The following is a 26,659-nucleotide window of genomic DNA, read 5'->3' as shown; positions in this document are numbered from 1 at the left end:
CTGTCGCGAGCAAGTCCAGTCTCACGGGTTCTATCAGTGGCTGAAAACGCTGTAATACCTGTCCCAAATTTCGTCAGGAACCTGCTGTTTTTCAGCATGTTCCTGTTTTTCATCTTCAATGAACGGAGTTTCATTTCAGTGCCCACATGGAGGAGGCCTTTCTATGTCTGTTGCAACACTTGGAATCCAGGGACGCTGCGCCCATTGCCAGCGCACGCTGCTACTTGAGTGCTGGCAGATCAACGCCATCGCAATCAACGAAGCCTTCAGCTGCACACACTGCCGAAAAGCCTTGCAACTGAACGACCCGAAACAGATCAAGCGCTTCAGGTCGCTTGATTCCCTGGCCATGTTGAAGGCCAGCCTGTTGATCATGGTTTGCACCGTATTGATGGTGGCGTTGTTGTTGGAGTGGCTGGGCAGGATCAGCGTTTGGGAGCAGCTCAACTGCTCGCTACTGGCGGTTTTCGTCTACTTCATCTCCGTGCGCTTTGCCCGTCAGCGTCAGCACATGACGTTGACGCTTGAGGCCGCCAAGGCTCACGCCGACTGATTACCAGTTGAACAACTCGCAGGCATTGGCCGTGCTGACAGCCGCCAGTTGCTCGGGGCTGATCGCCATGATGCCAGCCAGTGCTGCACAAATGGCAGGCAGGTGCGCCGGGCTGTTGCGTTGGCCGGGATACATGGCCGGTGCCATGTCGGGTGAGTCAGTCTCCAGAACCACCGATTCGAGCGGCAGCTCGGCGAGGACCCGGTGCATGCGCAGCGCCTGGGGCCAGGTGGCGGCACCGCCGAGGCCCAGTTTGAAGCCGAGCTTGATGTATTCGCGCGCCTCTTCCTTGCTGCCGGCGAAGGCGTGGATGATGCCGGCGCGTGGCAGGCGAAAGCGTTTGAGCGTGGCAATGACCGCCGCATGACTGCGTCGCACATGGATCAGCGCCGGCAGATTGAACTCCGCGGCCAGTTGCAGCTGTGCGTCGAACAACACTTGCTGGCGTTCGCGGTCGAGGGTTTCGATGAAGTAATCCAGGCCAATCTCACCCACTGCGCACAACTGTCGGTGACCGGCCAGACGGGTCAGCCACTCACCGAGTTCGCGTAAATCTTCGGGCCGATGATCGTCCAGATACACGGGATGCAGACCGAACGCGGCATGCAGGTCGGGATCGCTTTGCACCAGATCCCAGACGCGTTGCCAATTACCCTGATAAACCCCCAGCACCACCATCCTTCGTACCCCGAGGGCGCGACTTTGCGCCAGTAGCGCCCGACGATCCTTGTCGAAATCGGGAAAGTCCAGATGGGTGTGGCTGTCGATCAGCTCCACGGTTCAGTCCTGGCGGATACGCTGCTTGAAGGTGCGCGCGATGGCCTGCACGCCGGGTTGGTAATCGGATTGCTCGATGGCAGCCAGGGCCAGTGCGAGGGCCTTGTCGGCAATCAGCTGATGCTGCTGGGCCATGGCATTGACCGGCAGTGGCAGGAAGTCCAGCAACTGAGTGTCGCCGAACGTGCCGAGGCGCAACGGGCGGTTTTTCAGCGGGAAGTCGTGCAAGGCATCGAACACGCCCTGCAATAATACATAGGACGTGGTCACCAGTGCTTCGGGTAAATGCCCTACACGCTGGAGTAACTCTTCCATCAGTTGTTTGCCACATTCGCGGCTGAAGGATTCGCCCTGTTCGATCAGCACCTCGCCGTTAAAGCCCTTCAAGGCCTCTTTGAAACCGGCGGCGCGTTCCTGGCTGATGCTCAGTTCCGGGCGGGCACCGATCAAGGCGATCTGCTTGGGCAGCGGGTCCAGCAGGCTGCGGGTCAATTGCAAACTGGCTTCGCGGTCGTCGCTGATCACCGAGCAGAAGTGCTCTGGCTCCATGACCCGGTCGATCGCGATGATGGGAATGCCCTTGGCCTGCAACTGGCGATAGCTGTCATCGCCCGGCGGCAGGCAACTGGCAACGATCAGGGCATCGCAGCGGCGGGCGCGGAACAGTTTCAGCAATTGCCGTTCGCTGTCCGGCGCGTCGTCGGAACTGGCGATCAGCAACTGATAGCCGCGAGCGCGTGCGCCTTGTTCCAGCAGTTTGGCGATTCGTGCGTAACTGGGGTTTTCCAGATCCGGCAAAATGAACCCCAGGGTGCGGGTGTGCCGGCTGCGCAGCCCGGCGGCCTGAGGATTGGGCGTGAAGCCATGTTGTTCGACGACTGCACGTACGCGTTCTACGGTGGCGCTACTGATGCGCTGTTGTTCGGCCTTGCCATTGATGACGTAGCTGGCGGTGGTAACGGACACACCGGCCAACTGGGCAATATCACTGAGTTTCAACCCGGGATTTCCTTGTTTTTTCGAGCTTGCCTCGACATTTTTTGCCAATCCTAACCGATTCGCGCAGGCGATCCCGCCTTCGCGCAGCCGACAAGTTGGACTTCAAGGATGGGCCATTATCGAGTAACGTGCCAATCAATCTAGATTAAACGTTTCAGCAAGCGTATTTTCTACGTTATGGGCGCCTTTGGCCGGTTCTGCCACGAAACCGCTGAAGACTGTCACAGGACAAGCGCCTAAGCTGAATCAATCAAAACAATACCTGGTGCCAACAGGTGCCAAAAGGAGAAAGCATGCTCGAGCTCACCATAGAGCAGATATCCATGGGCCAGTCGGCTGTGGATAAGTCCGCAGCCTTGCAGTTGCTGGCCCGGCATCTGGTTACCGATGGTCTGGTTGCCGATGGTTATCTCGCGGGCTTGCAGGCGCGCGAAGCCCAGGGCTCGACCTTTCTCGGTCAAGGTATCGCCATCCCCCACGGCACCCCGGAAACCCGCGATCAGGTATTCACCACGGGTGTGCGCCTGATGCAGTTTCCCGATGGCGTTGACTGGGGCGACGGGCAGATCGTCTACCTGGCCATTGGCATCGCCGCCAAATCCGATGAACACCTGCGCCTGCTGCAATTGCTGACCCGCGCCCTGGGCGAGACCGATCTGGGCCAGGCCCTGCGCCGCGCCAGTTCCGCCGAGGCGCTGCTGAAACTGCTGCAAGGCGCGCCGCAGGAATTGGCGCTGGATGCGCAGATGATTGGCCTGGGTGTGGCGGCCGAAGATTTCGAAGAGCTGGTCTGGCGCGGTGCGCGTTTGTTGCGTCAGGCCGACTGCGTCAGCAACGGTTTCTCCGCCGTGTTGCAACAGGTCGAGGCGCTGCCCCTGGGCGATGGGCTGTGGTGGCTGCACAGTGAGCAAACAGTGAAACGCCCCGGGCTGGCGTTCGTGACCCCGGACAAACCGCTGCGTTACCTCGGTCAGCCGCTGCACGGGTTGTTCTGCCTGGCCAGCCTGGGTGAGGCCCATCAAGCCTTGCTGGAGCGACTGTGCGCGTTATTGATTGAAGGTCGCGGCCACGAATTGGGCCGTGCCACCAGTTGCCGCGCGGTGCTTGAAGTCCTCGGCGGTGAACTGCCGGCGGACTGGCCGAATGCTCGGATCGCCCTGGCCAATGCCCACGGTTTGCATGCGCGGCCGGCGAAGATCCTCGCGCAACTGGCAAAGAGTTTTGAAGGTGAAATTCGCATCCGCATCGTCGATGGTCAGGACAGCGCAGTATCGGTCAAGAGCCTGAGCAAGTTGCTCAGCCTCGGCGCCCGTCGTGGTCAGGTGCTGGAAATCATCGCCGAGCCGAGCATCGCCGCCGATGCCCTGCCCGCGTTGTTGGCTGCCATCGAAGAAGGCCTCGGTGAAGAAATCGAGCCGCTGCCACCCGTCAGCCAGCCGCGCGAAGAGTTTGTCGAGACCGCCCAGGTGCTGCTCGCCCCGGCGTCCGGTAGCGTGATTCAAGCCATCGCCGCCGCACCGGGTATCGCCATCGGCCCGGCGCATATTCAAGTGCTGCAAGCCATCGACTACCCGCTGCGAGGTGAATCCGCCGCCATCGAACGCGATCGTCTTAAGCAGGCGCTGGCGGATGTGCGTCGCGACATCGGTGGTTTGATCGAGCGCAGCAAGGCCAAGGCCATTCGCGAAATTTTCGTCACCCACCAGGAAATGCTCGACGACCCGGAATTGACCGATGAAGTCGACACCCGTCTCAAGCAGGGCGAAAGCGCGGAAGCGGCCTGGATGTCGGTGATCGAAGCGGCGGCCCGGCAGCAGGAAGCGCTGCAGGACGCCTTGCTGGCCGAACGCGCTGCCGATTTGCGTGATATCGGTCGTCGGGTGTTGGCGACGCTCTGCGGGATCGAAACCCCGAGCGAACCCGAGCAACCGTACATTCTGGTGATGGACGAAGTCGGTCCATCCGACGTTGCGCGTCTGGACCCGACTCGCGTGGCAGGCATCCTCACCGCTCGCGGCGGCGCTACTGCCCACAGTGCGATCGTTGCCCGGGCGCTCGGTATTCCGGCATTGGTCGGTGCCGGTCCGGCCGTGTTGCTGCTGGCGCCGGGCACGCCGTTGCTGATCGATGGCCAACGCGGTCGCCTGCATGTGGACGCCGATAGCGCAACGCTGCAACGGGCCACTGAAGAACGCGACACCCGTGAACAACGATTGAAGGTGGCCGCTGAACAGCGCCATCAACCGGCCGTGACCCGCGACGGTCATGCGGTCGAAGTGTTTGCCAACATCGGTGAAAGCGCTGGCGTGACCGGAGCGGTGGAGCAGGGGGCCGAAGGCATTGGCCTGTTGCGCACCGAACTGATTTTCATGGCGCACCCGCAAGCCCCGGACGAGGCGACCCAGGAGGTCGAATACCGGCGTGTCCTCGATGGCCTGGCAGGCCGACCCCTGGTGGTGCGCACCCTTGATGTTGGCGGCGACAAACCGCTGCCCTATTGGCCGATCGCCAAGGAAGAAAACCCGTTCCTCGGTGTTCGTGGCATTCGCCTGACCCTGCAACGGCCACACATCATGGAAGCGCAGTTGCGCGCCTTGCTGCGAGCGGCCGACAACCGTCCGCTGCGGATCATGTTCCCGATGGTCGGCAGCGTCGATGAGTGGCGCCAGGCCCGGGACATGACCGAACGCCTGCGCCTGGAAATTCCGGTCGCGGACCTGCAACTGGGGATCATGATCGAAGTGCCGTCCGCGGCATTGCTGGCGCCGGTGCTGGCCAAAGAGGTGGACTTCTTCAGCGTTGGCACCAACGACCTGACGCAATACACCCTGGCCATCGACCGTGGACATCCGACCTTGTCGGCCCAGGCCGATGGCCTGCATCCGGCGGTGTTGCAACTGATCGACATCACCGTGCGCGCCGCCCATGCCCATGGCAAGTGGGTCGGTGTCTGCGGCGAACTGGCGGCCGACCCGCTGGCGGTGCCGGTGCTGGTCGGGCTCGGTGTGGACGAGTTGAGCGTATCGGGGCGCAGCATTCCCGAGGTCAAGGCGCGGATCCGTGAACTCAGCCTGAGCCAGACGAAAACCCTTGCCCAAGCGGCGCTCGCCGTGGGCAGCGCCAACGAAGTGCGCGCATTAGTGGAGGCCCTGTAATGGCCAGGATATTAACCCTGACCCTCAACCCGGCGCTGGACCTCACCGTCCAGTTACCGCGCCTGGAACCGGGTCAGGTCAATCGCAGCGATGCGATGCACACCCACGCCGCAGGCAAAGGGTTGAACGTGGCGCAGGTATTGGCAGACCTTGGGCATCAACTCACGGTCAGCGGATTTCTCGGCGAAGACAACCTCCAGGCCTTCGAAACCCTGTTCGCCAAACGCGGCTTTGTAGACGCGTTCATCCGCGTGCCGGGCGAGACCCGCAGCAATATCAAACTGGCGGAAAGCGATGGCCGCATCACCGACATCAATGGCCCGGGGCCGCAGGTCAGCGCGAGCGCACAGCAGGCCTTGCTGGATCGTCTTGACCGGATCGCTCCGGGGCATGACGCCGTCGTCGTCGCCGGCAGCCTGCCACAGGGCGTTAGCCCGCAATGGTTGCAGGCGTTGATTCTGCGCTTGAAAAAACTCGGTTTAAAGGTCGCGCTCGACACCAGCGGCGATGCCTTGCGCGCCGCGCTCAAGGCCGGTCCATGGCTGATCAAGCCGAACACTGAAGAGCTGGCTGAAGTGCTGGGTTGCGAGGTGGTCTCTGTCACCGCCCAGGCCGAAGCGGCGAACCGCCTGCACGCGCAGGGTATCGAGCATGTGGTGATTTCCCACGGAGCCGATGGCGTGAACTGGTTCAGTGTCGGTTCGGCGCTGCATGCCACGCCACCTAAAGTCAGCGTCGCCAGCACGGTGGGCGCGGGCGACTCGTTGCTGGCGGGGATGCTCCACGGCCTGGTCAGCGCCGATCTGCCCGAGCAGACCTTGCGCAGCGCCACGGCAATTGCCGCGATGGCCGTCACCCAGATCGGTTTCGGTATCAGCGATGCAGCGCAATTGGCGCGGCTCGAACAGGGTGTGCGCGTGCGCCCCCTGACAGAACAATAAGAGGGTTGGTCATGAAATTAGCCATTGTTACTGCCTGCCCGAACGGCATGGTCACCAGTGTGCTGTGCGCCCGTCTGCTGGATGCAGCGGCCCAACGTCAGGGCTGGAGCACCAGTGTCGAAGTGAACGATGCGGCGCATCCTGAACGGCAATTGTCGGCGGCGACGATCGCGGCTGCCGAATGGGTATTGCTGGTGACCAGCGCGCCGGTGGACATGTCGCGATTCGTCGGCAAGCGAGTATTCCAGAGTACCCCGGCGCAAGCCCTGCAGGACGTCGAGGCGGTGTTGCGCCGTGGCGCCGAAGAGGCTCGGGTGTACGTCGCGCCTGAAGCCGTCGCAGAACCTGTTGCGGTAAGCAAAAACGCACCGCGCCTGGTCGCGATCACCGCTTGCCCGACCGGCGTCGCCCACACCTTCATGGCTGCCGAAGCCTTGCAGCAAGCAGCCAAGCGCCTGGGGTATGAGCTGCAAGTGGAAACCCAGGGTTCCGTCGGCGCGCGTAATCCGCTGAGTGCGCAAGCGATTGCCGAGGCTGATGTGGTGCTGCTGGCGTGCGATATCGAAGTCGCCACCGAGCGTTTCGCCGGCAAGAGAATTTATCGCTGCGGCACCGGCATTGCCCTCAAGCAGGCCGAAGCCACGCTGAACAAAGCGCTGGCCGAAGGCTCGCAGGAAAGCGTCGCGAGCGGTGCCAGCGGCCCGGTCAAGGCAGAGAAGACCGGCATCTACAAACACCTGCTCACCGGTGTCTCGTTCATGTTGCCGATGGTGGTGGCGGGCGGTCTGATGATTGCCTTGTCGTTTGTATTTGGCATCACTGCGTTCAAGGAGCCCGGCACGTTGGCGGCGGCGTTGATGCAGATCGGCGGCGAGACCGCGTTCAAGTTGATGGTGCCATTGCTGGCGGGCTATATCGCTTACTCCATCGCCGACCGTCCGGGTCTGGCGCCGGGGATGATCGGCGGTTTGCTGGCGAGCTCCCTCGGCGCCGGTTTTATCGGCGGGATCATTGCCGGTTTCCTTGCCGGCTACGCCGCCCAGGCGATCAATCGATATGCGCGGTTGCCGCAAAGCCTTGAGGCGCTCAAGCCGATTCTGATCATCCCGTTGCTGGCCAGTCTGTTCACGGGCCTGGTGATGATCTACGTGGTCGGTAAGCCCGTGGCCGGGATGCTCGAAGGGCTCACGCATTTCCTCGACAGCATGGGCACTACCAATGCGATCCTGCTCGGCGTGTTGCTGGGCGGAATGATGTGCGTCGACCTCGGCGGGCCGATCAACAAGGCCGCTTATGCGTTCTCGGTCGGGCTGCTGGCGTCGCAGAGTTATGCACCGATGGCCGCGACCATGGCGGCAGGCATGGTGCCGCCGATCGGCCTTGGCATTGCCACGTTCATCGCCCGGCGCAAGTTTGCCCAGACTGAACGCGAGGCCGGTAAAGCGGCGCTGGTGTTGGGGTTGTGCTTCATCTCCGAAGGGGCGATTCCGTTTGCCGCCAAGGACCCGCTACGGGTGATTCCGGCGAGCATCGCCGGCGGTGCGCTGACCGGTGCGCTGTCGATGTATTTCGGCTGCAAGCTGATGGCGCCCCACGGTGGATTGTTCGTGCTGGCCATCCCGAATGCGATCAACCATGCATTGCTGTATTTGCTGGCGATTGTGGCGGGGAGTTTGTTGACGGCGGTGGTGTATGCGCTGGTCAAGCGGCCTGAGGTGACGGAGTTGGCGATCGAGCCCGTCAGCGCCTGATCCCCCCTGTAGGAGCGAGCCTGCTCGCGATGGACTCAACGGCGCCGCGGGCTATCAGGTGCCCCGCGTTATCGTTGACCACCCTCGCGAGCAGGCTCGCTCCTACAAGGGAAATCTGAGGTGTCAGTAAACGTCGCGGCGGTAGCGGCCCTGTTCGATCAGACGTTCCACTTCGGCGGTGCCGAGCACATCGTTGAGCACTTGATCGACTCCCGAAGCCATACCCTGCAAGCTGCCGCAGATGTAAATCACGGCCCCTTCGGCCAACCACTTCTTCAGTTCCTTGGCTGATTCACGCAGGCGATCCTGAACGTAGATTTTCTCCGCCTGATCCCGCGAGAACGCCAGATCCAGGCGCTGCAGATCACCCGAAATCAACCACTCTTCCAGCTCGTCGCGACATAGATAGTCGTGTTCCCGATTGCGCTCGCCGAACAGCAGCCAGTGACGTTGTTGACCGTCGGCAATCCGCGCCTTGAGCAAGCTGCGCAGTCCGGCCAGCCCGGTGCCGTTACCCAGCAGGATCATCGGCACGGGGTTCGACGGCAGATGGAAACCGCTGTTGCGGCGCACACGCAGGCTGATGGTGCTGCCCACCGGCGCATGTTCGGTCAGCCAGCCGGAGCCGACGCCGAGGCTGCCATCGGGGTGCAATTCCTGGCGAACGATCAGCTCCAGCACGCCGTCGGCGGCAATCGAGGCAATGGAGTATTCGCGCATGGCCAGGGGCACCAGCGCATCCGCCAGCGCCTGGGCATGCAGACCGACCAGATGCACCCGATTCGTCGGCAGCTGGCGGCTGGCGAGTGCTTGCTCCAGCGGCTGCGCCCGGCCATCGAGTTCAATCGTGGCGCGACCGTCAATCCCCAGGCCGTCGAGGAAATGCTCGATTGCCCAGGAACCATTGCGTGGCAACACTTCCACCAGGTCGCCTGCCAGCCAACTGCTGGTGGTGGGCGGTTTGAGGCCCAGCAAGTACACGGGCGAGCCGCTGCTGTCCGGGTTGAGCAACTCGCGACGAATCAGCGGCCAGTGGTCGTAGCTCGGCGCTTGCCAGGTGTCGACCGGTGCTTGCCCGGTCAGCAGGCCCAGTTGTTGCTGCCAGTGACGCAAGGCGTAAGGGTCGCCGCTGTCGACTTCCACCGGGGCGAACAGGGTCTTGCCGCCGTGTTCGCCCAGCCAGGTGTGCAAGCGTCGGGCAAAACCGCAGAAGTGTTGATACTGCCGGTCGCCGAGACCGAGCACGGCGTAGTTCAAACGCTCCAGGCTCGACGCCCGGCCCAGCACCTTGCGTTCAAAACCACGGGCGCTGTCCGGCGCCTGGCCGTCACCGAAGGTGCTGACCACGAACAGTGCGTTGCTCGAACTACGCAGGTCCTGCTCGCTGACGGTCGCCAGCGGTTGCACCTTCACCGGCAGGCCGGCCGCCTGCAATTGACCGGCGGTCTGCCAGGCCAGTTGCTCGGCAAAGCCACTCTGACTGGCGAAGCTGATGAGCCACGCCGGCGCGTCGCTGGCGGGTTGGGCGAGGTCCTTGCGGGCGTCCTTGATCTGGCGTTTTTTGCGTCGGCGATCGAGGTACAGCAACCAGCCGGTGACGAAAAACAGCGGCATGCTCAGCGCGGTGATCGTCAGAATGATCCGCCCGACGATGCCGAAGTAGCTGCCGACATGCAGCGCATAGAGACTGGTCAGCAGTTGCCCCTTGAAGCGCTTGTCGCTGTAGCGCTCATGCCGTTTGATATCGCCGGTGACCGGATCGAGGGTGATCTGGTTCAGCGCGCGGTCGTGAGGGGAGTTTTTCAAGAGGTAGAACACGGTCGCCGGTTGACCGGCCACGGGCGGCATGCGCGTGTTGTAGAAGCTCAGGCCGGGGCCGGCAGCGCTATAGATGCTCAGCCACATGGCCGAGTAATCGGCCGTCGGCGCCGGACCATCGGGCGCCGGGCCACGACCACCGCGTACACGCTCGTTCTGCGGTGAGTCGGAGAGCAAACGGGTCAGGCCCTTGTTGTACCACTCGTAGGACCAGGACAACCCGGTCAAGGCGGCAAGGAGGTAAAACACCAGGCACCAGGTGCCGGCGACCGAGTGCAGGTCCCAGTTGAAGCTGCGACCTTTTTTCTTCCAGTCGAGGGTCAGCCAGGCACGCCAGCTTTTCCACTGGCGGGGCCAGCGCAAGTACAGGCCGGAGAGGCAGAAGAACACCAGGATCAGGGTACAGGCACCAGTGATCTGTCGACCGGTATCGCCCATGGCGAGGAAACGGTGCAATTGCAGCATCAGGCCGAAGAAATCCTGGCCAGTGGCGTCGCCCAGCAGCTCGGCGGTGTAAGGATCGAAGTAACGCATCGGTCCGCGCCGCTCGCCCGGTGGCGGGGTGAAAAACACTTTTGCGGCGATTCCGCTGTCGATGTCGACCGAAAGCCCCGTCACTTTTTTGCCCGTGGCCGTCTCGATTTTCTCCACCAGTTCGGCGGGCGGCAGCACCCCGGCGACCTGCTTCTGGACCTGCAAGACCGAGGGGTTCAGCGCATACAGGATTTCATCCTGAAACGATACCGTCGCCCCGGTGATGCCCATCAGGGCCAGGACGAGTCCGGCGCTGATGCCAAAAAACCAGTGCAACTGGAACAGGGTTTTCTTCAACACGTCGCTCGCCTTGTTCGTTCAAAAGTCATCATCACGGCGCGCATTATGCCGTGGGTTGTCGAGAAGCATTCTTTTTTACACACAAAAGCCCCGTTCATCTGGATGAACGGGGCATGGCCCTGTTTCGGCCTTCACCCTTCTGTAGGAGCGAGCCTGCTCGCGATGGTCGTCAACGATAACGCGTAAATCCTGGCACCCCGCGTCGTTCTCAAGTCCATCGCGAGCTCGCTCCTATAGAGGTTGCGATTTCACGTTTCCATCAGAAGTGGAAGTTGGTGCTCAGCAACGCAGTACGGCCCGCCGCCTGGTTGGCGAAGTGAGTCGAGAAGGCCTTGTCGTAGTAGGTTTCGTCGGTCAGGTTTTGCAGGTTCAGTTGCAGGTCGATGTTTTTGGTCAGCTTGTAGGCCGCCATGGCATCGTAACGAACGTAGGAATCGACCATGGTGGTGTTGGCCACGCTGCCGAACACGTCATCGACATAGAACGCGCCGCCACCGATGGTCAGCTTCGGCGTGACCTGATAGGTCGTCCAGAGGCTGGCGCTGTTTTTCGGCGTGTTCGGCAGTTCGTTGCCGTCGTTGACCGCGCCCAGCGGGCCGCCATCGACCTGTTCGCTGTCCATGTAGGCGTAACCGGCGAAGACCTGCCATTTGTCGGTGATGCGGCCGGTCGCCGACAGTTCGACACCTTGAACACGGGTTTTGCCGACGTTTTCATAGGACGTGGTGTTGGTCTGTACCCGAGCATTTTCTTTCTCGGTACGGAAGATATCGGCGGTCAACGACAGGCGATCGTTCATCAGGTCCCACTTGGTGCCGATTTCGTAGTTCTTGGTGGTTTCCGGCTCCATGTCGCTGCTCAGCAGATTGCCGTTGCGATCAGGCGTGCCGCCTAGCGGGTTGCCTTCCTGACCGTCGCCGAGGGTGTTGCCCGGCGGCGTGGCGGACGTGGCGTACGACGCATAGATGCTGCCGTTCTCTGCCGGTTTGTAGACCACACCGAATTGACCGGTCACGAACTCACTGACGTCGTCACCCTTGGACGTGGTGGCGCCGGCGGCGGTGTAGGTCTTGTAGCGAGTGTCGAAATGGTCGTAACGCAGGCCCATGTTCACCAGCCATTGTTCGGACAGCTCAAGTGTGTCGAACACGTACAAGGCATAGGTGTCGGCCTTGGTGTCGGTGCCGGCGTAGTTGCGCGAGATCGCTCCGTTCCACGGATCGCTTGGGGTCGGATTGGACAACGAGGTGCAGTTGTAGCCGCTCGCCGCGCCGATCAGACCCGGGTTGCAGTTGGTGGTCACCGCCGCTGTGCCCGGGGTGGTGTCGGTGTTGACGTTGTACGAGGATTTTTGATTTTCCTCGTGGGTGAACTCGATACCGGTGGCGAAACTGTTCTTGAAGCCTGCGAGATGGAAATCGCCAAACAGGTCGGTCTGGTTCGTGGTCGTTTCGGTGTTGCTCACGCGGGTGTTGGCACGACGCCAGACGCTGCCGTTGTTGACGTTGCCCTTGCTGTCGTCCGGCTGGGTCAGGATGTAGTCCTGCATGCTGGTGCCGTGGCGCAGGGTGTTCTTGACCGTCAGCGAGTCGTTCAGATCGTGCTCGATGGCGAAGGTCGCGGTGTCGGTGCGGCCCTTGCGGAAATCGCGGTTATCCAGGCCATAGAAATTGCTGCTGTCGCCGCCGTCGTTCGGCTTGTCCGGGTTGGCCTTGGTACGGGCAGCCGAGCCGGCAGCCGGGATGGAGTAGGGGATACCCGAATCCGGGGTGTCGTTGCTTTCCAGATGGTAGTAATCGAGGTTGACCCGGGTATCGGTGCCCAGGCCAAAGGCCAGCGAGGGTGCAACGCCCCAGCGATCGTAATCGACGCTGTCGCGGCCGGCGACGTTGCTTTCATGGCTCATCAGGTTCAGACGGCCGGCGGCGGTCTCGGAGAACTGGTAGTTGCCGTCCATGGTGTAGCGCTGGGTTTGGTCGGAACCCCAGGTAAAGCCGCCGTCGAACGAGTCGCCCAGGTGCGCTTTTTTGCTCACCAGGTTGATGCTGCCGCCCGCCGCGCCACGGCCACCGATGGCCGAGTTCGGTCCTTTGCTGACTTCGATCGATTCAACGGCAAAAATCTCGCGGCTCTGCGAACCGGTGTCGCGCACGCCGTCCAGGTAAGTATCGCCCTGGGCATCGAAGCCACGAATGAATGGACGGTCGCCCTGTGGGTTGCCGCCTTCACCGGCACCGAAGGTGATGCCTGGAACGGTGCGCAGGGCGTCCTGCATGTTCAGGGCGCCGGTGTCCTTGAGCACTTGCTGCGGGATCACGGTGATCGAACGCGGTGTGTCTACCAGCGGCGCGGTGTACTTGGGCGAGGAGGCTTTTTCGACATTGTAGGAAGTCTGGTCCTGTGCTTCGCCAGTGATGGCAGTCGCGCCCAGGGAAATGGTGTTGCCCGGCGCTTTTTCATCGGTCTTTTCAGCCGCGAAAACCATGTGGCCCGCGGAGCCGGCGGTGATCGCCACGCCAATTGCAGAAGCGAGTAAACGCGGTGAGCTGACAGGTAATTGTGGTTGCTGGCGTGACATTTTTATTCCCCTCCCCAAGGATTTGAGGCGGCGGAATATAGGGTAAATACGTATTCGTATCAATTGCGAAATATTGCTATTCGCATCGAATTTACATTCTTTACAATTTACCCTTACGGTTTTTACCGACTTGTTCGTCTGGCGGGTTTTACATTGGCAATAAGAATCAATACCATTAGCGCCCTTTCTCTTTCTGGTGCCATGCCTATGTTGCTGCACATCCCCGGCTTGTTCGAAAAAGAAGAAGTGCGGCGCATTCGCGAGGCTCTGGAGCAGGCCGATTGGGCGGACGGCAAGATCACTGCCGGTTATCAGTCGGCCAGGGCCAAGCACAATCTGCAATTGCCCGAAGGCCATCCGCTGGCCAAGGAGATCGGCGCGGCGATGCTGGAGCGTCTGTGGAAAAATCCGCAGTTCATGTCCGCTGCATTGCCGCACAAGGTCTTTCCTCCGTTGCTGAACTGTTACACGGCCGGTGGCAGTTTTGACTTCCATATCGACAACGCAGTGCGTCAGCCCAAGGGCAGCATTGAACGGGTGCGCACTGATCTGTCGGCAACGCTGTTTTTCAGCGAGCCTGCGGATTACGACGGCGGCGAACTGGAAATTCAGGACACCTACGGCACCCAGCGCGTGAAGCTGCCGGCCGGTGACATGGTGCTGTACCCGGGCACCAGTCTGCACAAGGTCAACGCGGTCACTCGCGGGGCCCGCTACGCCTCTTTTTTCTGGACCCAAAGCCTGGTGCGCGAAGACAGCCAGCGCGCCTTGCTGTTTGAAATGGACGGCGCGATTCGTCAATTGACCCAGGACGTGCCGGACCATCCGTCGCTGATCCGCCTGACCGGCACCTATCACAACCTGTTGCGCTGCTGGGTCGAGGTGTAAGTGGCGGATTTTCGATTGCGCCGCGAAGAAGTCCTCGACGGTGATCGGCTAAAAGCCATGCTCGACGAAAGCCCTGCGCGTGCGGCCCAGGCGATTCTGATGGCTGCCGGCGAAGGCATCCTCGATGCGCAGGCGTTGCTCGGGCAGATACTGCTGGACGGGCAGGGCATCGCCCGGGATCAGCCGTTGGCGGTGCGCTGGTTTGAGATCGCTGCACGACGTGGGCATTTGATGGCGCGCAACATGCTCGGTCGCTGCCATGAACACGGTTGGGGTTGCGCTGCCGATGCTGCCGTTGCCGCGCGGCATTACCGAATTGCAGCCGAAGCCGGGCTGGATTGGGCGATGTACAACTACGCCAACCTCCTGGCGACCGGACGCGGGGTCGTCGAGGATCAAGTGCAGGCACTGGAGCTGTACCGCCGCGCCGCAGCACTCGGCCATGCGAAATCGATGAACCTGCTGGGGCGTTATCTGGAAGAGGGGCGGGTTTGCCCGAGGGACCTGGTAGCCGCTCGCGACTGGTATCGACGTTCGGCCGAAGGCGGGGACTTTCGCGGACAATTCAGCTTTGCGGCGGTGTTGACCGAAGAGGGAAATATCGACGACGCATTGGTCTGGCTGCGCAAGGCACTGGCCGGAGGGAATCTGAATTTCCTGCGGGTGGCGAGTGAAGCATTGTCGGCATCGGCCGACCCAAGGGTTCGCGTGCTGGTGGCTGAATATCAGCAGCGAATTCAAGAGTTGAGCCCGGAATAAATGGATCAGCACGGCAACTGTGGCGAGGGAGCTTGCTCCCGCTGGGTCGCGCAGCGGCCCCCAAAAAATGGGACTGCTGCGCAGTCCAGCGGGAGCAAGCTCCCTCGCCACAAGGGGGAGTCGCGGATTGTGGCTCTAAGTTGAATTCCAGGCACAAAAAAGCCCATGACGCGTCATGGGCTTTTTTGTTTGTGCGTGACGTACTTACACGTAGAACGATTTCAGCGGCGGGAAGCCATTGAACTCAACGGCGCTGTAGCTGGTGGTGTAGGCACCGGTCGACAGCCAGTACAGGCGATCGCCGATGGCCAGGTTCAGCGGCAGGCCATACTTGTAGTTTTCGTACATGATGTCGGCGCTGTCGCAGGTTGGACCAGCGATGACGACTTCTTCCATCTCGCCTTTCTTTTCGGTCCAGATCGGGAACTTGATGGCTTCGTCCATGGTTTCGATCAGGCCGGAGAACTTGCCCACATCCGTGTACACCCAACGCTCTACAGCGGTACGGGATTTACGTGCGACCAATACCACTTCGCTGACCAGGATGCCGGCGTTGGCGATCAAAGAACGGCCTGGTTCCAGGATGATTTCCGGCAGGTCGTCACCGAAGTCTTCCTTGAGGAAGCGGATGATTTCTTCCGCGTAGGTTTCCAGGCTGTTGGTGCGGGTGATGTAGTTGGCCGGGAAGCCACCGCCCATGTTGATCAGCTTCAGTTGAATGCCGTCTTCTTCTTTCAGGCGCTCGAAGATCACTTTGACCTTGGCGATTGCCGCGTCCCAGACGCTGATATCGCGCTGTTGCGAGCCGACGTGGAAGGAGATGCCGTAAGGCACCAGGCCCAGGTCGCGAGCGAGGATCAGCAGGTCCATGGCCATGTCGGTCTGGCAGCCGAATTTACGGGACAGTGGCCAGTCGGCAGTGGTCGAGCCTTCGGTCAGGATGCGCACATAGACTTTCGAACCCGGTGCGGCCTTGGCGATGTTGCGCAGGTCCGCTTCGGAATCGGTTGCGTAAAGACGCACGCCCTTCTCGTAGAAGTAGCGGATGTCCTTGGATTTCTTGATGGTATTGCCGTAGCTGATCTGGTCGGCGCTGACGCCACGGCTCAGCACTTTGTCCAGCTCATAGATCGAGGCGATGTCGAAGCTCGAGCCTTTTTCCTTGAGCAGGTCGATGATTTCCACGGCCGGGTTGGCCTTGACCGCGTAGTAGACCTTGGCGAATTCGAAACCGGCGCGCAGGTCGTCATAGGCCTGGCTGATCATTGCGGTGTCGATCACTACGAACGGGGTTTCTTGCTTGTCGGCGAACGCTTTCATTTTTTGAAAGGTTTCGCGCGCGAAATAGTCTTCGACCTGGATCGACATGCTGGGAACTCCTACTGGCAAACTAAAATTATCAATGGGTGCAAATGAACGTCCTCCGTATCCCCACTTTGGTTCGCCTACTTCCCAAGGCATGTCGCCGAAAGCAAAAAGGCCATGGGTAGCGTTGCTTCCCTTGGCCTTGCTGTCTCGTCGTCAGTACTTGAGCCGGATGGATCGTTTCCAGCATGGACGTTCGGCGCGAACTTTAGGGCGTGAGGGGCTTGAGATCAACAAAAAATGTCGCGTTTTTGCACTCGTCTGTCGCACGGCAACGGCACAGTCCTTTTTAACTGACACAGATGACAGTCGGATGTTCCGGATGATTTATGAAGTGTTAAAAATACCTGCACGTTCGACGCTTTTGTGCGCCAAGTCGCTAGAAAGTGCAATGTCGTCAACTTCGGCGACGTTGGCTGCGAGAATCTGGGCTGAGAGGGAATTTGATTATTTAAGTGTGTGTTTGTGGATGGCTTTTGCAGGCTCTACTGTTGATATTTTTTTCCGGCCTGTGCATCACTCAAAAATCCCACAGAACCTGTGGGAGCCAGCCTGCTGGCGATGACAATTTCATCATCAAAACAGTGTTGACTGGTATTCCCCAATCGCTGGCAGGCTAGCTCCCACAGAGATTTGTGTTTTTTACTCGATTATCAGGCAACCACTGCCTCAGCCGGCGAGACGATATTGGTCTTCATCCCGCGCGAACGCCCCGAACTCAGGTACGCCGCAATCGACTCCTGTGTCACCTCACCCAAGAACACCCGCTCGGCATCCATCACCGGCAACCACGAACGGTTGAACTCGTACATCCGCGACAACAGGATGCGAAGATGTTCGTCGTACGCCGCAGTGGCGTTGAACTCGCGCAAGTATTGCCCGCAGGTGCCGGTCTGGCGGTGCAGGTCGCGACGACGAACATAGCCCAGCGCCTTGTTCTCGCCGTCGGTGACCACCACGTAACGCCGGTCATGCTCATCCATCAGTTCCAGCGCGTCGGCCACCGGGGTGTGCGGGCTGACCGACGGCGCGTTGTCCGCCGCATCTTCCGCTTTCACCAACAACAGGCGCTTGAGGGTGCTGTCCTGGCCGACGAAGTTGCTGACAAAGTCATCCACCGGATGGGCGAGCAGGGTGTCCGGGTGGTCGATCTGCAACAGCTTGCCGGCCCGGAAAATCGCGATCTTGTCGCCCAGCTTGATGGCTTCGTCGATGTCGTGGCTGACCATGATCACGGTCTTGTTCAGCGCCCGCTGCATCTCGAAAAACTCGTTCTGGATCATTTCACGGTTGATCGGGTCGACCGCGCCGAACGGTTCATCCATCAGCAGCAGCGGAGCATCGGCCGCCAGGGCACGAATTACCCCGATGCGTTGCTGCTGGCCACCGGACAATTCCCGAGGGTAACGATGCAGATACTGCTTGGGCTCAAGCTTGATCATGCTCATCAGTTCACGAGCGCGGTCGTGACATTTCTGTTTGTCCCAACCCAGCAGACGCGGGACCACGGTGATGTTTTCCTCGATGGTCATGTTCGGGAATAGACCGATCTGCTGGATCACATAGCCGATATTGCGGCGCAAGGTCACTTCGTCGAGAGCCGTCGTGTCTTCGCCGTTGATCAGGATCTTGCCCGAGGTCGGTTTGATCAGGCGGTTGATCATTTTCAACGTGGTGCTTTTACCGCAACCCGACGGCCCGAGGAACACGCAGATTTCGCCTTCATTGACGGTCAGGCTCACCGAATCCACGGCTTTCACATCTTTGCCGTTGCTTTGGAAGGTCTTGCTGAGGTTTTGAAGTTCGATCATTTGAGTAATCCTTTTGGGGTCAGCGAACGTTGCAGCCATTGCAGAAGCAGGTCGGCGAAGATGGCCAGCAGGCTGACCAGCACGGCGCCGACGATCAGCATCGACATGTCGCTGCGGCTGATGGAAGCGAGGATGAGCACGCCGAGGCCGCCGGCGCCGATGGTCGCGGCGATGGTCATGACACCGATGTTCATGACCACGGCGGTGCGTACGCCGGCGAGGATCACCGGCACGGCGATGGGCAGTTCGACCATGCGCAGGCGCTGGCCGAAGGTCATGCCGATACCGCGCGCGGCTTCACGAATGCCCGGTTCGACGCCGGTCAGGGCCAGGTAGGTGTTACGCATGATCGGCAGCAGCGAGTAGAGAAACACGGCGGTGATCGCCGGCATCGGGCCCAGGCCCTGGCCGAATCTGGAATAGAAGGGCAGCAGCAGGCCGAACAGGGCAATCGACGGCACGGTCAGCAGGACCGTGGCGCTGGCTTGCAAGGGACCGGCCAGCGTCGGGAAGCGGGTCATCAGGATGCCCAGTGGTACACCCACCAGTATCGCCAGGGTCACGGCGATGCCGACCAGGGTGATGTGCTGCCAGGTCAGGTGCAAAACCTGCGGCCAATCGAGATGGGAAAAGGCGTTCAAGAATTCCATGGCTTTTCCTCGTTCAGTTCAATGGATGCTGGCGCAGGAAATCGGCGGCCACGGCGGAAGGGCTTTCGTGGTCGACATCAACGCGCGCGTTGAGCTGGCGCATGGTGTTGTCGTCGAACAGTTCGGCCAGTGGCTTGAGCTGCTCAGCCAGTTGCGGGTGCGCATCGAGATACGCCTGACGCACCACCGGGGCGGCGGTGTAATCGGGGAAGTAGTGCTTGTCGTCTTCGAGCAACTTGAGTTTGAAGGCGTTCAAGCGACCGTCGGTGGTGTAGACCAGACCGGCAAATACCTGACCGTTGCGCAGCGCGGTGTAAACCAGGCCCGCGTCCATCTGGCGGATGTTTGTACGGGTCAGGTTCATGCCGTACAGCTTGACCATGCCATCGAGGCCGTCGGAACGGTTGGCGAACTCGGTGTCCAAAGCCACCAGGTGGTTGGTCTTGGCCTCGTCCCGCAGCACCTTGTTGAGATCACTGATGGTGTTGATCTGCGGGTACTCATCGGCGACGTTCTTCGGCAGCGCCAAGGCGTAGGTGTTGCTGAATTTCGACGGTGTCAGCCAGACCAGGCCTTTTTTTCCGTCGAGTTCTTTCACCCGGGCGTAGGACTGTTCGCTGTCGAGTTTTTCAGTCACATGGTTGTAGGCCACCAGCGACACGCCGGTGTATTCCCAGAGCATGTCCAGTTGACCGCTTTCGTGGGCGCTGCGGGCCAGATTACTGCCCAGGCCGCCGGTGACTTGCACGTCATAACCCTTGGTGCGCAGGTATTGGGAGGTGATTTCCGCCAGCAGGGTCTGTTCGGTGAACACGCGGGCGCCGATGCGGATCAGCGGTTTGTCCGCCGCTTGGGCAAATCCTGCGCACAGCAGTACGCAGCCTAATAAAAAGCTAGATGTCTTCATGAGAGTTCCTTTGCCGAGACTTAAGACGGGCGCAAGCCGCGTTCGAGCCAGGTTCGGCTGGCCAGCGTCACCAGACCGTCGAGCAGCAGGGCCAGCAGGGCCGTGCAGGCCGCGCCCAGTAGCAGTTGCGGCTGATTGTTCAGGGCGATGCCGGGGAAAATCAGGCTGCCGAGACTGTTGGCGCCGATCAGGAACGCCAGCGGCGCCGTGCCGACATTGATGGCCAGTGCCACGCGCACGCCACCGATGATGATCGGCACGGCGTTGGGCAATTCGACTTTCCACAGCACCTGGCGCGGGGTCATGCCGATGCCGACGGCCGCCTCCTTGAGCGAACCCTGGACGTTTTTCAGGCCTTCATAGGTGTTGCGCACGATCGGCAGCAGCGAGGCCAGGAACAGGGCGAAGATCGCGGGACCGCTGCCTATGCCGAGGATGCCCAGGGCGATGGCCAGCACGGCGAGGGGCGGGACGGTGTTGCCGATGTTGAAGACCTGCATGAAGCGTTCGGCGCGGCCGACCATGGTCGGGCGGCTGAGGAAGATGCCGGCGGGGATGCCCACGACGAGGGCGGCCAGCATGGAAGCGAGGACGAGAATCAGATGAGCTTGCAGGTAAAACAACAAATCGTCGCGGTAGTGTTCGATCGTGTTGATGCCGATCCAGTGGATCAGCAGGGCCAGAAGGGCGATGACCAGCGCGCCTCCTATCAGCCCTTTGCCATAGCGAATAGCCACAGGCGGACTCCTTTTTTCAGTCGGCGAACGCAGTCCCGTGTGGCATGCCATTCCTGGCTGCCGGGAAATCAACGTTCGCGAGAAGCAGCTCATGCCGGGCGCATTCCACTGCAGGAGCGAGCTCGCTCGCGAAAAACGTCCAGACAACGCGTACATTCAGGTACCCCGCGTTATCGTTGACGTCCATCGCGAGCAGGCTCGCTCCTACAGGCGGAACGCGTACGGCTTATCGAGCCATAAGCGCAGCCTCGTCAGGCTAACTTGCTGATTTTTCAGCCCCTGACGAAAGCCGTAACAGGGGAGTGGACGCCTCCACCTTTTAAAAGGTTCCATAATCGGCAGCCTCTGGCCACCTTTAGTGCCCTGCAGGGATCTGTTGATCACCGCAGTCGACGGGCCGAGCGGTGGTCTGTGATGGACGGTTTGCGCTATACTCGCCGCCCTTTTTTGAATCACCTGCCAGGCGATTTCCCATGACCAAACAGGCCGCCGAAGTCGCGAAACGCCGCACTTTCGCCATTATTTCCCACCCCGATGCCGGTAAAACCACCATCACCGAGAAGCTCTTGCTGATGGGCAAGGCGATTGCGGTAGCCGGCACGGTGAAATCTCGCAAATCCGACCGCCATGCCACCTCCGACTGGATGGAAATGGAAAAGCAGCGGGGTATCTCGATTACCACGTCGGTCATGCAGTTCCCGTATCGCGAGCACATGATCAACCTGCTCGACACCCCGGGTCACGAAGACTTCTCCGAAGATACCTACCGTACCCTGACCGCGGTCGACTCGGCGTTGATGGTCCTCGACGGCGGTAAGGGTGTAGAGCCACGCACCATCGCCCTGATGGACGTCTGCCGCCTGCGTGACACGCCGATCGTCAGCTTCATCAACAAACTCGACCGTGACATCCGTGACCCGATCGAACTGCTCGACGAAATCGAAGCGGTCCTCAAGATCAAGGCCGCGCCTATCACTTGGCCGATCGGTTGCTACCGCGATTTCAAAGGCGTGTATCACCTCGCCGACGACTACATCATCGTCTACACCGCCGGTCACGGCCACGAGCGCACCGAAACCAAGATCATCGAGAAACTCGATTCCGACGAAGCCCGCGCCCACCTGGGTGACGAGTACGAGCGCTTCATCGAACAGCTGGAGCTGGTGCAGGGCGCCTGCCACGAGTTCAACCAGCAGGAATTCCTCGACGGTCAACTGACCCCGGTGTTCTTCGGTACGGCGCTGGGCAACTTCGGTGTCGACCATGTACTCGACGCCGTGGTCGACTGGGCCCCGCGTCCGCTGGCACGTGTGGCCAACGAGCGCACCGTGGAGCCGGTGGAAGAGAAGTTTTCCGGCTTCATCTTCAAGATCCAGGCGAACATGGACCCGAAACACCGCGACCGCATCGCCTTCATGCGCATCTGCTCCGGCAAGTACGAAAAAGGCATGAAGATGCGCCACGTGCGTACCGGCAAAGACGTGCGGATCGGCGACGCGCTGACCTTCTTTTCCTCCGAACGTGAGCAACTGGAAGAAGCCTACGCCGGCGACATCATCGGTTTGCACAACCACGGCACCATCCAGATCGGCGACACCTTCAGCGAAGGCGAAACCCTGGGCTTCACCGGCATCCCGCACTTCGCCCCGGAACTGTTCCGCCGCGTACGCCTGAAGGACCCGCTGAAATCCAAGCAACTGCGCCAGGGCCTGCAACAACTGGCCGAAGAAGGCGCGACCCAGGTGTTCTTCCCGGAGCGCAGCAACGACATCATCCTCGGCGCCGTCGGTGTGCTGCAGTTTGATGTGGTCGCCAGCCGCCTGAAGGAGGAATACAAGGTCGAGTGTTCCTACGAGCCGATCACCGTCTACTCGGCGCGTTGGGTCGAATGCAGTGACAAGAAGAAGTTCGAGGAATTCTCCAACAAGGCTGTGGAAAACCTGGCCCTGGACGGCGGCGGTCACCTGACCTACCTCGCGCCTACGCGGGTCAACCTGGCGCTGATGGAAGAGCGCTGGCCGGACGTGAAATTCCGTGCAACGCGCGAGCATCACTAAGCGCTGAGTTGAAACACCCAAAACCCCGTTGCGAGAGCTGCGGGGTTTTTTGTTGCCTGTTGCATTCCCTGTAGGCGCGAGCCTGCTCGCGATGATTCCAGCCGCGCCGCGTTTAGTCAGGAGGTGCGCACCATCGTTGACCTCCATCGCGAGCAAGCTCGCTCCTACACAGAATGAGGGTTACCGCTGCGACGAAAGTGTTCCCTGATGGAAAACCATTTGCCATTGCTCATCCTGCTTTCGCCAGATCGAACTGCGCAAACTGCCGATGGAGCGTTGCTGGCCAAGGGTTTCGACGTGGCAGTGGTAAGTCACCAAGGCGGTGTGCTCTGACAGTGGTTTAACGGCAAACTGGCTGATGGTCCGTTGCGTGAAGTGCTCTTGGGGCAACTGCTCGACCACGTCGGCCTTGTTCCAGATGTTGCCGCTGACGCCGAACTCGATGAAGTCGGCGGCGAGCAGGTGGGAGAGCTCTTCGCCATTGCGTCGCGCTGCTGGTGAAAGGAGACGTTGTTCGAGTTGCAGAAGTGTTTGAGACAGATCCATGGCCCTGGTCCTTTTTTGAGCATTGAAGATCACAACCTTCGATAGTCTGCCGAGTGCTGTGTTCTTACGATTTTTTCGGCATAACCTTTATCGCAAACCAATCTCCACGCCAATGGCATTTCCGCCGAGTCGATACCCTCTAGTCTGGAGAACCCGGCTGATCGGAACTAGATTTTACTCAGCGCCAGCCAGGCACTTGAGTTTCACCTGCGAAAGGATGGAATCGGCTATGAACAGGTTGCTACGCGTTGTATTGCTGTTGAAGGTTTTCGTGATGCTGTCCCTCGGCAGTGCGGCGGTCTGGGCCGAGTGTGAGAACCACGCTACCCAGGCGATGAGCGGGCAGGGCGGAGACAGTGGAATGATGCTCGCCAAGTCCGAATCGGAGGCGGGTGATAAGGGCCAGGGCGGCGCGGATAACGGTGATGACTCGACCACCGACGAACCGGATTCCAGTGACGACGAGGAAGGCGATAGCCAGTCGTAAATTGCAGACAAAAGAAAACCCCTTCCAGCGGAAATGGAAGGGGTTCGGTTAACACAATCCCTGTGGGAGCGAGCCTGCTCGCGATAGCGGTGGATCAGTCGATAAAAATATTGACTGAAAGGGCGTCATCGCGAGCAGGCTCGCGCCTACAGTTTTTTATGCCGCGCCGTCGAGGAATTGCTCGGCGTAGTGGCAAGCCACCTGACGACTGTCCAGCAGGCGCAGGGCCGGCTCTTCAGTTTTGCAACGCTCGGTGGCGTATGGGCAACGCTTGTGGAATGCGCAGCCGGGCGGCGGGTTCAGCGGGTTGGGCAGTTCGCCGACGATCTTGATCTTCGGCTTGTCCGGATCCGGGTGAATGGTTGGCGTCGCCGACAATAGCGCCTGGGTGTAGGGATGCAGAGGACGGGTGTAGATGTCCTCTTTCGGGCCCATTTCCACTGGACGACCGAGGTACATCACCATCACGTGATCGGCGACGTGGCGCACCACCGCCAGGTTGTGGGAGATGAACACGTAGGCGGTGTTGAACTCTTGCTGCAGGTCCATGAACAGGTTCAGCACCTGGGCCTGGATCGATACGTCCAGCGCCGAGGTCGGTTCGTCGGCCACCAGCACTTTCGGTTGCAGCATCATGGCGCGGGCGAGGGCGATCCGCTGGCGCTGACCGCCGGAGAACATATGCGGATAGCGCTGGTAGTGTTCGGGACGCAAACCCACCTGCTTCATCATCGCCTGGACTTTCTCGCGACGTTCGGTGGCCGACAGGTTGGTGTTGATCAGCAGCGGCTCGGCCAGTTGATCACCGATTTTCTGCCGTGGGTTCAGCGAGGCGTACGGGCTCTGGAACACCATCTGCACGTCTTTGCGCAGTTGCTTGCGCTGGGCCTTGTCGGCACCGGCCACTTCCTGGCCGGCGATTTTCAAGGAGCCCGAGGACGGCTCTTCGATCAGTGTCAGGGCACGGGCCAGGGTGGATTTGCCGCAACCGGACTCGCCTACGACGGCGAGGGTCTTGCCGGCCTCCAGTTCGAACGACACACCGTTGAGGGCGCGAACGGTGGCGAGACCCTTGAACAGGCCACGGGACACTTCGTAGTGACGGGTCAGGTCGCGGGCGGTAAGAACGACGGCCATTACGCCACCTCCTGGTTCAGCGGGTAGAAGCAGCGGGCGAGGCTGTTGCTTTTCGGGTCAAGGGTCGGACGCTGCGCACGGCAGTTGTCCTGCACATACGGGCAGCGCGGCGACAGCAGGCAGCCCTGCGGACGGTCATAACGGCCGGGCACGATGCCCGGCAGGGTCGACAGGCGCGAGGCTCCCAGGCTGTGTTCCGGGATCGCCTTGAGCAGCGCTTCGCTGTACGGGTGCGCCGGGATGTCGAACAACTGGGGCACCTGGCCGACTTCGACCGCTTGACCGGCGTACATCACGCACACGCGCTGAGCGGTTTCGGCCACGACCGCGAGGTCGTGGGTGATCAGTACCAGGCCCATGTTCTGCTCTTTCTGCAACGCCAGCAGCAGGTCCATGATCTGCGCCTGAATCGTTACGTCCAAGGCTGTGGTCGGTTCGTCGGCGATCAGCAGTTTCGGTTCGCCGGCAATGGCCATGGCGATGGCAACACGCTGGCTCATACCGCCGGACAGTTGATGCGGGTAGGCGTCCATACGACTGGCAGCGCCCGGGATTTCAACTTTTTCCAGCAGTTCGATGGCACGCTTGCGCGCAGCCTTGCCGGACATTTTCAGGTGCAGGCGCAGCACTTCTTCGATCTGGAAACCGACGGTGTAGCTAGGGTTCAGCGCGGTCATCGGGTCCTGGAAGACCATGGCCAGGTCTTTGCCGACGATTTGCCGACGCTGACGGTTGCTGAGCTTGAGCATGTTTTTGCCATCGAAATTCAGGGCGTCGGCGGTGACGATCCCCGGATGCTCGATCAGGCCCATCAGCGCCATCATGGTCACGGACTTGCCGGAACCCGATTCGCCAACGATGGCCAGGACTTCGCCCTTGTCCACTTTCAGGTCGAGGCCATCGACCACGGGAACGGCGTTCTTGTCGCCAAAGCGAACGTTGAGATTCTTGATTTCTAACAGGGACATTGGAATCTCCTCAGGCGGCGTTCTTGAGTTTCGGGTCCAGCGCATCGCGCAGGCCGTCACCCATCAAGTTGATTGCCAGCACGCTGAGCAAAATGGTCAAACCAGGCAGGCTGACGACCCACCAGGCGCGTTCGATGTAGTCGCGGGCCGAGGCCAGCATGGTGCCCCACTCAGGGGTTGGCGGTTGTACGCCAAGGCCGAGGAAGCCCAGTGCGGCGGCATCGAGAATCGCCGAGGAGAAGCTCAGGGTCGCCTGAACGATCAGTGGCGCCATGCAGTTGGGCAGCACGGTCACGAACATCAGGCGCGGCAGGCCGGCACCGGCCAGGCGCGCGGCGGTCACGTAGTCGCGGTTCAGTTCGCCCATCACCGCAGCACGGGTCAGACGAACGTAGGACGGCAGGGACACCACGGCGATGGCGATCACGGTGTTGATCAGGCCTGGGCCGAGGATGGCGACGATCGCCACGGCCAGCAGCAGGGACGGCAGGGCCAGCATGATGTCCATCAGACGCATGATGGTCGGGCCGACCACGCGCGGGAAGAACCCGGCGAACAGACCCAGCAGGATCCCCGGGATCAGCGACATGACAACCGACGACAGGCCGATCAGCAAGGACAGGCGCGAACCCTGGATCAGGCGCGACAGCAGGTCACGACCCAGTTCATCGGTACCGAGCAGGAACTGCATCTGCCCACCTTCCAGCCAGGCCGGCGGGGTCAGCAGGAAGTCGCGATATTGCTCGCTCGGGTTATGCGGCGCGACCCACGGGGCGAAGATGGCGCAGAAAATCACCAGCAGCATGAACAGCAGGCCGGCAACGGCACCTTTGTTCTTGGAAAACGCTTGCCAGAATTCTTTGTACGGCGACGGGTACAGCAGGCTTTGATCCGCGGCGGAGGCGGTGGCGGCTACTGAGGAAGTTGGAGTGCTCATGGGT

The 26,659-nt window shown here is 60.8% G+C and carries 22 protein-coding genes; 9 read left to right on the top strand and 13 right to left on the bottom strand.

Features of this window, described 5'->3' with window-relative positions; all coding sequences use genetic code 11:
- Window positions 1-163: 163 nt before the first annotated feature.
- Entirely contained in the window at window positions 164-553 is a 390-nt protein-coding gene (locus tag F7R06_RS20470; RefSeq protein WP_090315969.1) for a hypothetical protein, read from the top strand.
- Here the strand turns inward: F7R06_RS20470 and F7R06_RS20465 are convergent, their stop codons facing one another.
- Both F7R06_RS20465 and cra read right to left on the bottom strand, forming a co-directional pair.
- Window positions 554-1,330 (bottom strand): TatD family hydrolase, encoded by a 777-nt coding sequence (locus F7R06_RS20465; RefSeq protein WP_090315971.1) that lies wholly within the window; start codon window positions 1,328-1,330, stop codon window positions 554-556.
- 3 nt (window positions 1,331-1,333) lie between these two features.
- A complete protein-coding gene (cra, locus tag F7R06_RS20460; RefSeq protein WP_090315974.1) occupies window positions 1,334-2,329 on the bottom strand; it encodes a catabolite repressor/activator in 996 nt (331 codons plus the stop codon).
- Window positions 2,330-2,622: 293 nt separating this feature from the next.
- Here cra and ptsP point away from each other — a divergent pair, with 293 nt between their 5' ends.
- Genes ptsP through F7R06_RS20445 form a run of 3 tightly spaced genes read left to right on the top strand, consistent with a single transcriptional unit; the run spans window position 2,623 to window position 8,176 of the window.
- Entirely contained in the window at window positions 2,623-5,484 is a 2,862-nt protein-coding gene (gene ptsP / locus F7R06_RS20455) for a phosphoenolpyruvate--protein phosphotransferase (RefSeq protein WP_090315978.1), read from the top strand.
- Window positions 5,484-6,425: a 1-phosphofructokinase gene (gene pfkB / locus F7R06_RS20450; protein WP_090315981.1), complete on the top strand. Its 942-nt coding sequence runs from the start codon at window positions 5,484-5,486 to the stop codon at window positions 6,423-6,425. Before ptsP ends, pfkB begins: the two co-directional genes overlap by 1 nt.
- Window positions 6,426-6,436: 11 nt before the next feature.
- Window positions 6,437-8,176, top strand: coding sequence for a PTS fructose-like transporter subunit IIB (locus F7R06_RS20445; RefSeq protein WP_090315984.1), 1,740 nt, complete (start codon window positions 6,437-6,439; stop codon window positions 8,174-8,176).
- Between the two features lie 123 nt (window positions 8,177-8,299).
- Here F7R06_RS20445 and F7R06_RS20440 read toward each other — a convergent pair whose 3' ends face one another.
- Together F7R06_RS20440 and F7R06_RS20435 are read right to left on the bottom strand one after the other, a co-directional pair.
- Entirely contained in the window at window positions 8,300-10,828 is a 2,529-nt protein-coding gene (locus tag F7R06_RS20440) for a PepSY domain-containing protein (protein WP_090315986.1), read from the bottom strand.
- A 259-nt stretch (window positions 10,829-11,087) separates the two neighbouring features.
- Window positions 11,088-13,406, bottom strand: a complete 2,319-nt coding sequence (locus F7R06_RS20435; protein WP_090315989.1) for a TonB-dependent receptor — start codon at window positions 13,404-13,406, stop codon at window positions 11,088-11,090.
- 207 nt (window positions 13,407-13,613) lie between these two features.
- Here F7R06_RS20435 and F7R06_RS20430 point away from each other — a divergent pair, with 207 nt between their 5' ends.
- Both F7R06_RS20430 and F7R06_RS20425 read left to right on the top strand, forming a co-directional pair.
- Window positions 13,614-14,294 carry a Fe2+-dependent dioxygenase gene (locus F7R06_RS20430; protein WP_090315992.1) on the top strand — a complete coding sequence of 227 codons (681 nt, stop codon included), beginning with the start codon at window positions 13,614-13,616 and terminating at the stop codon, window positions 14,292-14,294.
- Window positions 14,295-14,351: 57 nt separating this feature from the next.
- Window positions 14,352-15,053: a tetratricopeptide repeat protein gene (locus F7R06_RS20425; protein WP_090318317.1), complete on the top strand. Its 702-nt coding sequence runs from the start codon at window positions 14,352-14,354 to the stop codon at window positions 15,051-15,053.
- A gap of 204 nt (window positions 15,054-15,257) precedes the next feature.
- Here the strand turns inward: F7R06_RS20425 and F7R06_RS20420 are convergent, their stop codons facing one another.
- The gene (locus tag F7R06_RS20420) at window positions 15,258-16,421 is read right to left on the bottom strand and encodes a type III PLP-dependent enzyme (protein ID WP_090315995.1); all 1,164 of its coding nucleotides are present in this window, start codon (window positions 16,419-16,421) and stop codon (window positions 15,258-15,260) included.
- On the opposite strand from F7R06_RS20420, the gene F7R06_RS20415 reads away from it, so the two are divergent.
- Window positions 16,420-16,983, top strand: coding sequence for a hypothetical protein (locus F7R06_RS20415; protein WP_139204747.1), 564 nt, complete (start codon window positions 16,420-16,422; stop codon window positions 16,981-16,983). The two genes, F7R06_RS20420 and F7R06_RS20415, sit on opposite strands and share 2 nt — an antisense overlap.
- A gap of 88 nt (window positions 16,984-17,071) precedes the next feature.
- Here the strand turns inward: F7R06_RS20415 and F7R06_RS20410 are convergent, their stop codons facing one another.
- The 4 genes from F7R06_RS20410 to F7R06_RS20395 are packed head-to-tail and all read right to left on the bottom strand — an operon-like array spanning window position 17,072 to window position 20,523.
- Window positions 17,072-18,229 carry an osmoprotectant ABC transporter ATP-binding protein OsmV gene (locus tag F7R06_RS20410; RefSeq protein ID WP_090315998.1) on the bottom strand — a complete coding sequence of 386 codons (1,158 nt, stop codon included), beginning with the start codon at window positions 18,227-18,229 and terminating at the stop codon, window positions 17,072-17,074.
- Complete coding sequence (locus F7R06_RS20405; RefSeq protein WP_090316001.1) at window positions 18,226-18,879, bottom strand: ABC transporter permease; 654 nt, start codon at window positions 18,877-18,879, stop codon at window positions 18,226-18,228. The genes F7R06_RS20410 and F7R06_RS20405 overlap by 4 nt, the downstream gene beginning before the upstream one ends.
- A 13-nt stretch (window positions 18,880-18,892) precedes the next feature.
- Window positions 18,893-19,786 (bottom strand): glycine betaine ABC transporter substrate-binding protein, encoded by an 894-nt coding sequence (locus F7R06_RS20400; RefSeq protein ID WP_090316003.1) that lies wholly within the window; start codon window positions 19,784-19,786, stop codon window positions 18,893-18,895.
- 20 nt (window positions 19,787-19,806) lie between these two features.
- Window positions 19,807-20,523, bottom strand: a complete 717-nt coding sequence (locus F7R06_RS20395; protein ID WP_090316006.1) for an ABC transporter permease — start codon at window positions 20,521-20,523, stop codon at window positions 19,807-19,809.
- A 473-nt stretch (window positions 20,524-20,996) separates the two neighbouring features.
- Here F7R06_RS20395 and F7R06_RS20390 point away from each other — a divergent pair, with 473 nt between their 5' ends.
- Window positions 20,997-22,580 carry a peptide chain release factor 3 gene (locus F7R06_RS20390; protein WP_090316009.1) on the top strand — a complete coding sequence of 528 codons (1,584 nt, stop codon included), beginning with the start codon at window positions 20,997-20,999 and terminating at the stop codon, window positions 22,578-22,580.
- 180 nt (window positions 22,581-22,760) lie between these two features.
- On the opposite strand, the gene F7R06_RS20385 is transcribed toward F7R06_RS20390, so the two are convergent.
- A complete protein-coding gene (locus F7R06_RS20385; protein WP_090316011.1) occupies window positions 22,761-23,126 on the bottom strand; it encodes a nuclear transport factor 2 family protein in 366 nt (121 codons plus the stop codon).
- A 229-nt stretch (window positions 23,127-23,355) separates the two neighbouring features.
- On the opposite strand from F7R06_RS20385, the gene F7R06_RS20380 reads away from it, so the two are divergent.
- Window positions 23,356-23,613, top strand: a complete 258-nt coding sequence (locus F7R06_RS20380) for a hypothetical protein (RefSeq protein WP_090316014.1) — start codon at window positions 23,356-23,358, stop codon at window positions 23,611-23,613.
- A gap of 156 nt (window positions 23,614-23,769) precedes the next feature.
- Here the strand turns inward: F7R06_RS20380 and F7R06_RS20375 are convergent, their stop codons facing one another.
- Genes F7R06_RS20375 through F7R06_RS20365 form a run of 3 tightly spaced genes read right to left on the bottom strand, consistent with a single transcriptional unit; the run spans window position 23,770 to window position 26,655 of the window.
- Window positions 23,770-24,750, bottom strand: a complete 981-nt coding sequence (locus F7R06_RS20375) for a peptide ABC transporter ATP-binding protein (RefSeq protein ID WP_090316018.1) — start codon at window positions 24,748-24,750, stop codon at window positions 23,770-23,772.
- Window positions 24,750-25,718, bottom strand: a complete 969-nt coding sequence (locus tag F7R06_RS20370; protein WP_047537600.1) for an ABC transporter ATP-binding protein — start codon at window positions 25,716-25,718, stop codon at window positions 24,750-24,752. Before F7R06_RS20370 ends, F7R06_RS20375 begins: the two co-directional genes overlap by 1 nt.
- 10 nt (window positions 25,719-25,728) lie before the next feature.
- Window positions 25,729-26,655, bottom strand: a complete 927-nt coding sequence (locus tag F7R06_RS20365) for an ABC transporter permease subunit (protein WP_090316022.1) — start codon at window positions 26,653-26,655, stop codon at window positions 25,729-25,731.
- Window positions 26,656-26,659 lie beyond the last annotated feature (4 nt).

Origin of the sequence: Pseudomonas moorei, assembly GCF_008801475.1 — a bacterium.
Lineage (GTDB): Bacteria > Pseudomonadota > Gammaproteobacteria > Pseudomonadales > Pseudomonadaceae > Aquipseudomonas > Aquipseudomonas moorei.
This window is presented reverse-complemented; position numbering and strand designations above follow the sequence as displayed.

Bases quoted from the DNA above. Each gene is read 5' to 3' on its own strand.
- F7R06_RS20470 (WP_090315969.1), top strand. From the start codon at position 164: ATGTCTGTTGCAACACTTGGAATCCAGGGACGCTGCGCCCATTGCCAG.
- ptsP (WP_090315978.1), top strand. From the start codon at position 2,623: ATGCTCGAGCTCACCATAGAGCAGATATCCATGGGCCAGTCGGCTGTG.
- pfkB (WP_090315981.1), top strand. From the start codon at position 5,484: ATGGCCAGGATATTAACCCTGACCCTCAACCCGGCGCTGGACCTCACC.
- F7R06_RS20445 (WP_090315984.1), top strand. From the start codon at position 6,437: ATGAAATTAGCCATTGTTACTGCCTGCCCGAACGGCATGGTCACCAGT.
- F7R06_RS20435 (WP_090315989.1), bottom strand. From the start codon at position 13,406: ATGTCACGCCAGCAACCACAATTACCTGTCAGCTCACCGCGTTTACTC.
- F7R06_RS20430 (WP_090315992.1), top strand. From the start codon at position 13,614: ATGTTGCTGCACATCCCCGGCTTGTTCGAAAAAGAAGAAGTGCGGCGC.
- F7R06_RS20425 (WP_090318317.1), top strand. From the start codon at position 14,352: ATGCTCGACGAAAGCCCTGCGCGTGCGGCCCAGGCGATTCTGATGGCT.
- F7R06_RS20415 (WP_139204747.1), top strand. From the start codon at position 16,420: ATGCTGGGAACTCCTACTGGCAAACTAAAATTATCAATGGGTGCAAAT.
- F7R06_RS20420 (WP_090315995.1), bottom strand. From the start codon at position 16,421: ATGTCGATCCAGGTCGAAGACTATTTCGCGCGCGAAACCTTTCAAAAA.
- F7R06_RS20410 (WP_090315998.1), bottom strand. From the start codon at position 18,229: ATGATCGAACTTCAAAACCTCAGCAAGACCTTCCAAAGCAACGGCAAA.
- F7R06_RS20405 (WP_090316001.1), bottom strand. From the start codon at position 18,879: ATGGAATTCTTGAACGCCTTTTCCCATCTCGATTGGCCGCAGGTTTTG.
- F7R06_RS20400 (WP_090316003.1), bottom strand. From the start codon at position 19,786: ATGAAGACATCTAGCTTTTTATTAGGCTGCGTACTGCTGTGCGCAGGA.
- F7R06_RS20390 (WP_090316009.1), top strand. From the start codon at position 20,997: ATGACCAAACAGGCCGCCGAAGTCGCGAAACGCCGCACTTTCGCCATT.
- F7R06_RS20385 (WP_090316011.1), bottom strand. From the start codon at position 23,126: ATGGATCTGTCTCAAACACTTCTGCAACTCGAACAACGTCTCCTTTCA.
- F7R06_RS20380 (WP_090316014.1), top strand. From the start codon at position 23,356: ATGAACAGGTTGCTACGCGTTGTATTGCTGTTGAAGGTTTTCGTGATG.
- F7R06_RS20375 (WP_090316018.1), bottom strand. From the start codon at position 24,750: ATGGCCGTCGTTCTTACCGCCCGCGACCTGACCCGTCACTACGAAGTG.
- F7R06_RS20370 (WP_047537600.1), bottom strand. From the start codon at position 25,718: ATGTCCCTGTTAGAAATCAAGAATCTCAACGTTCGCTTTGGCGACAAG.
- F7R06_RS20365 (WP_090316022.1), bottom strand. From the start codon at position 26,655: ATGAGCACTCCAACTTCCTCAGTAGCCGCCACCGCCTCCGCCGCGGAT.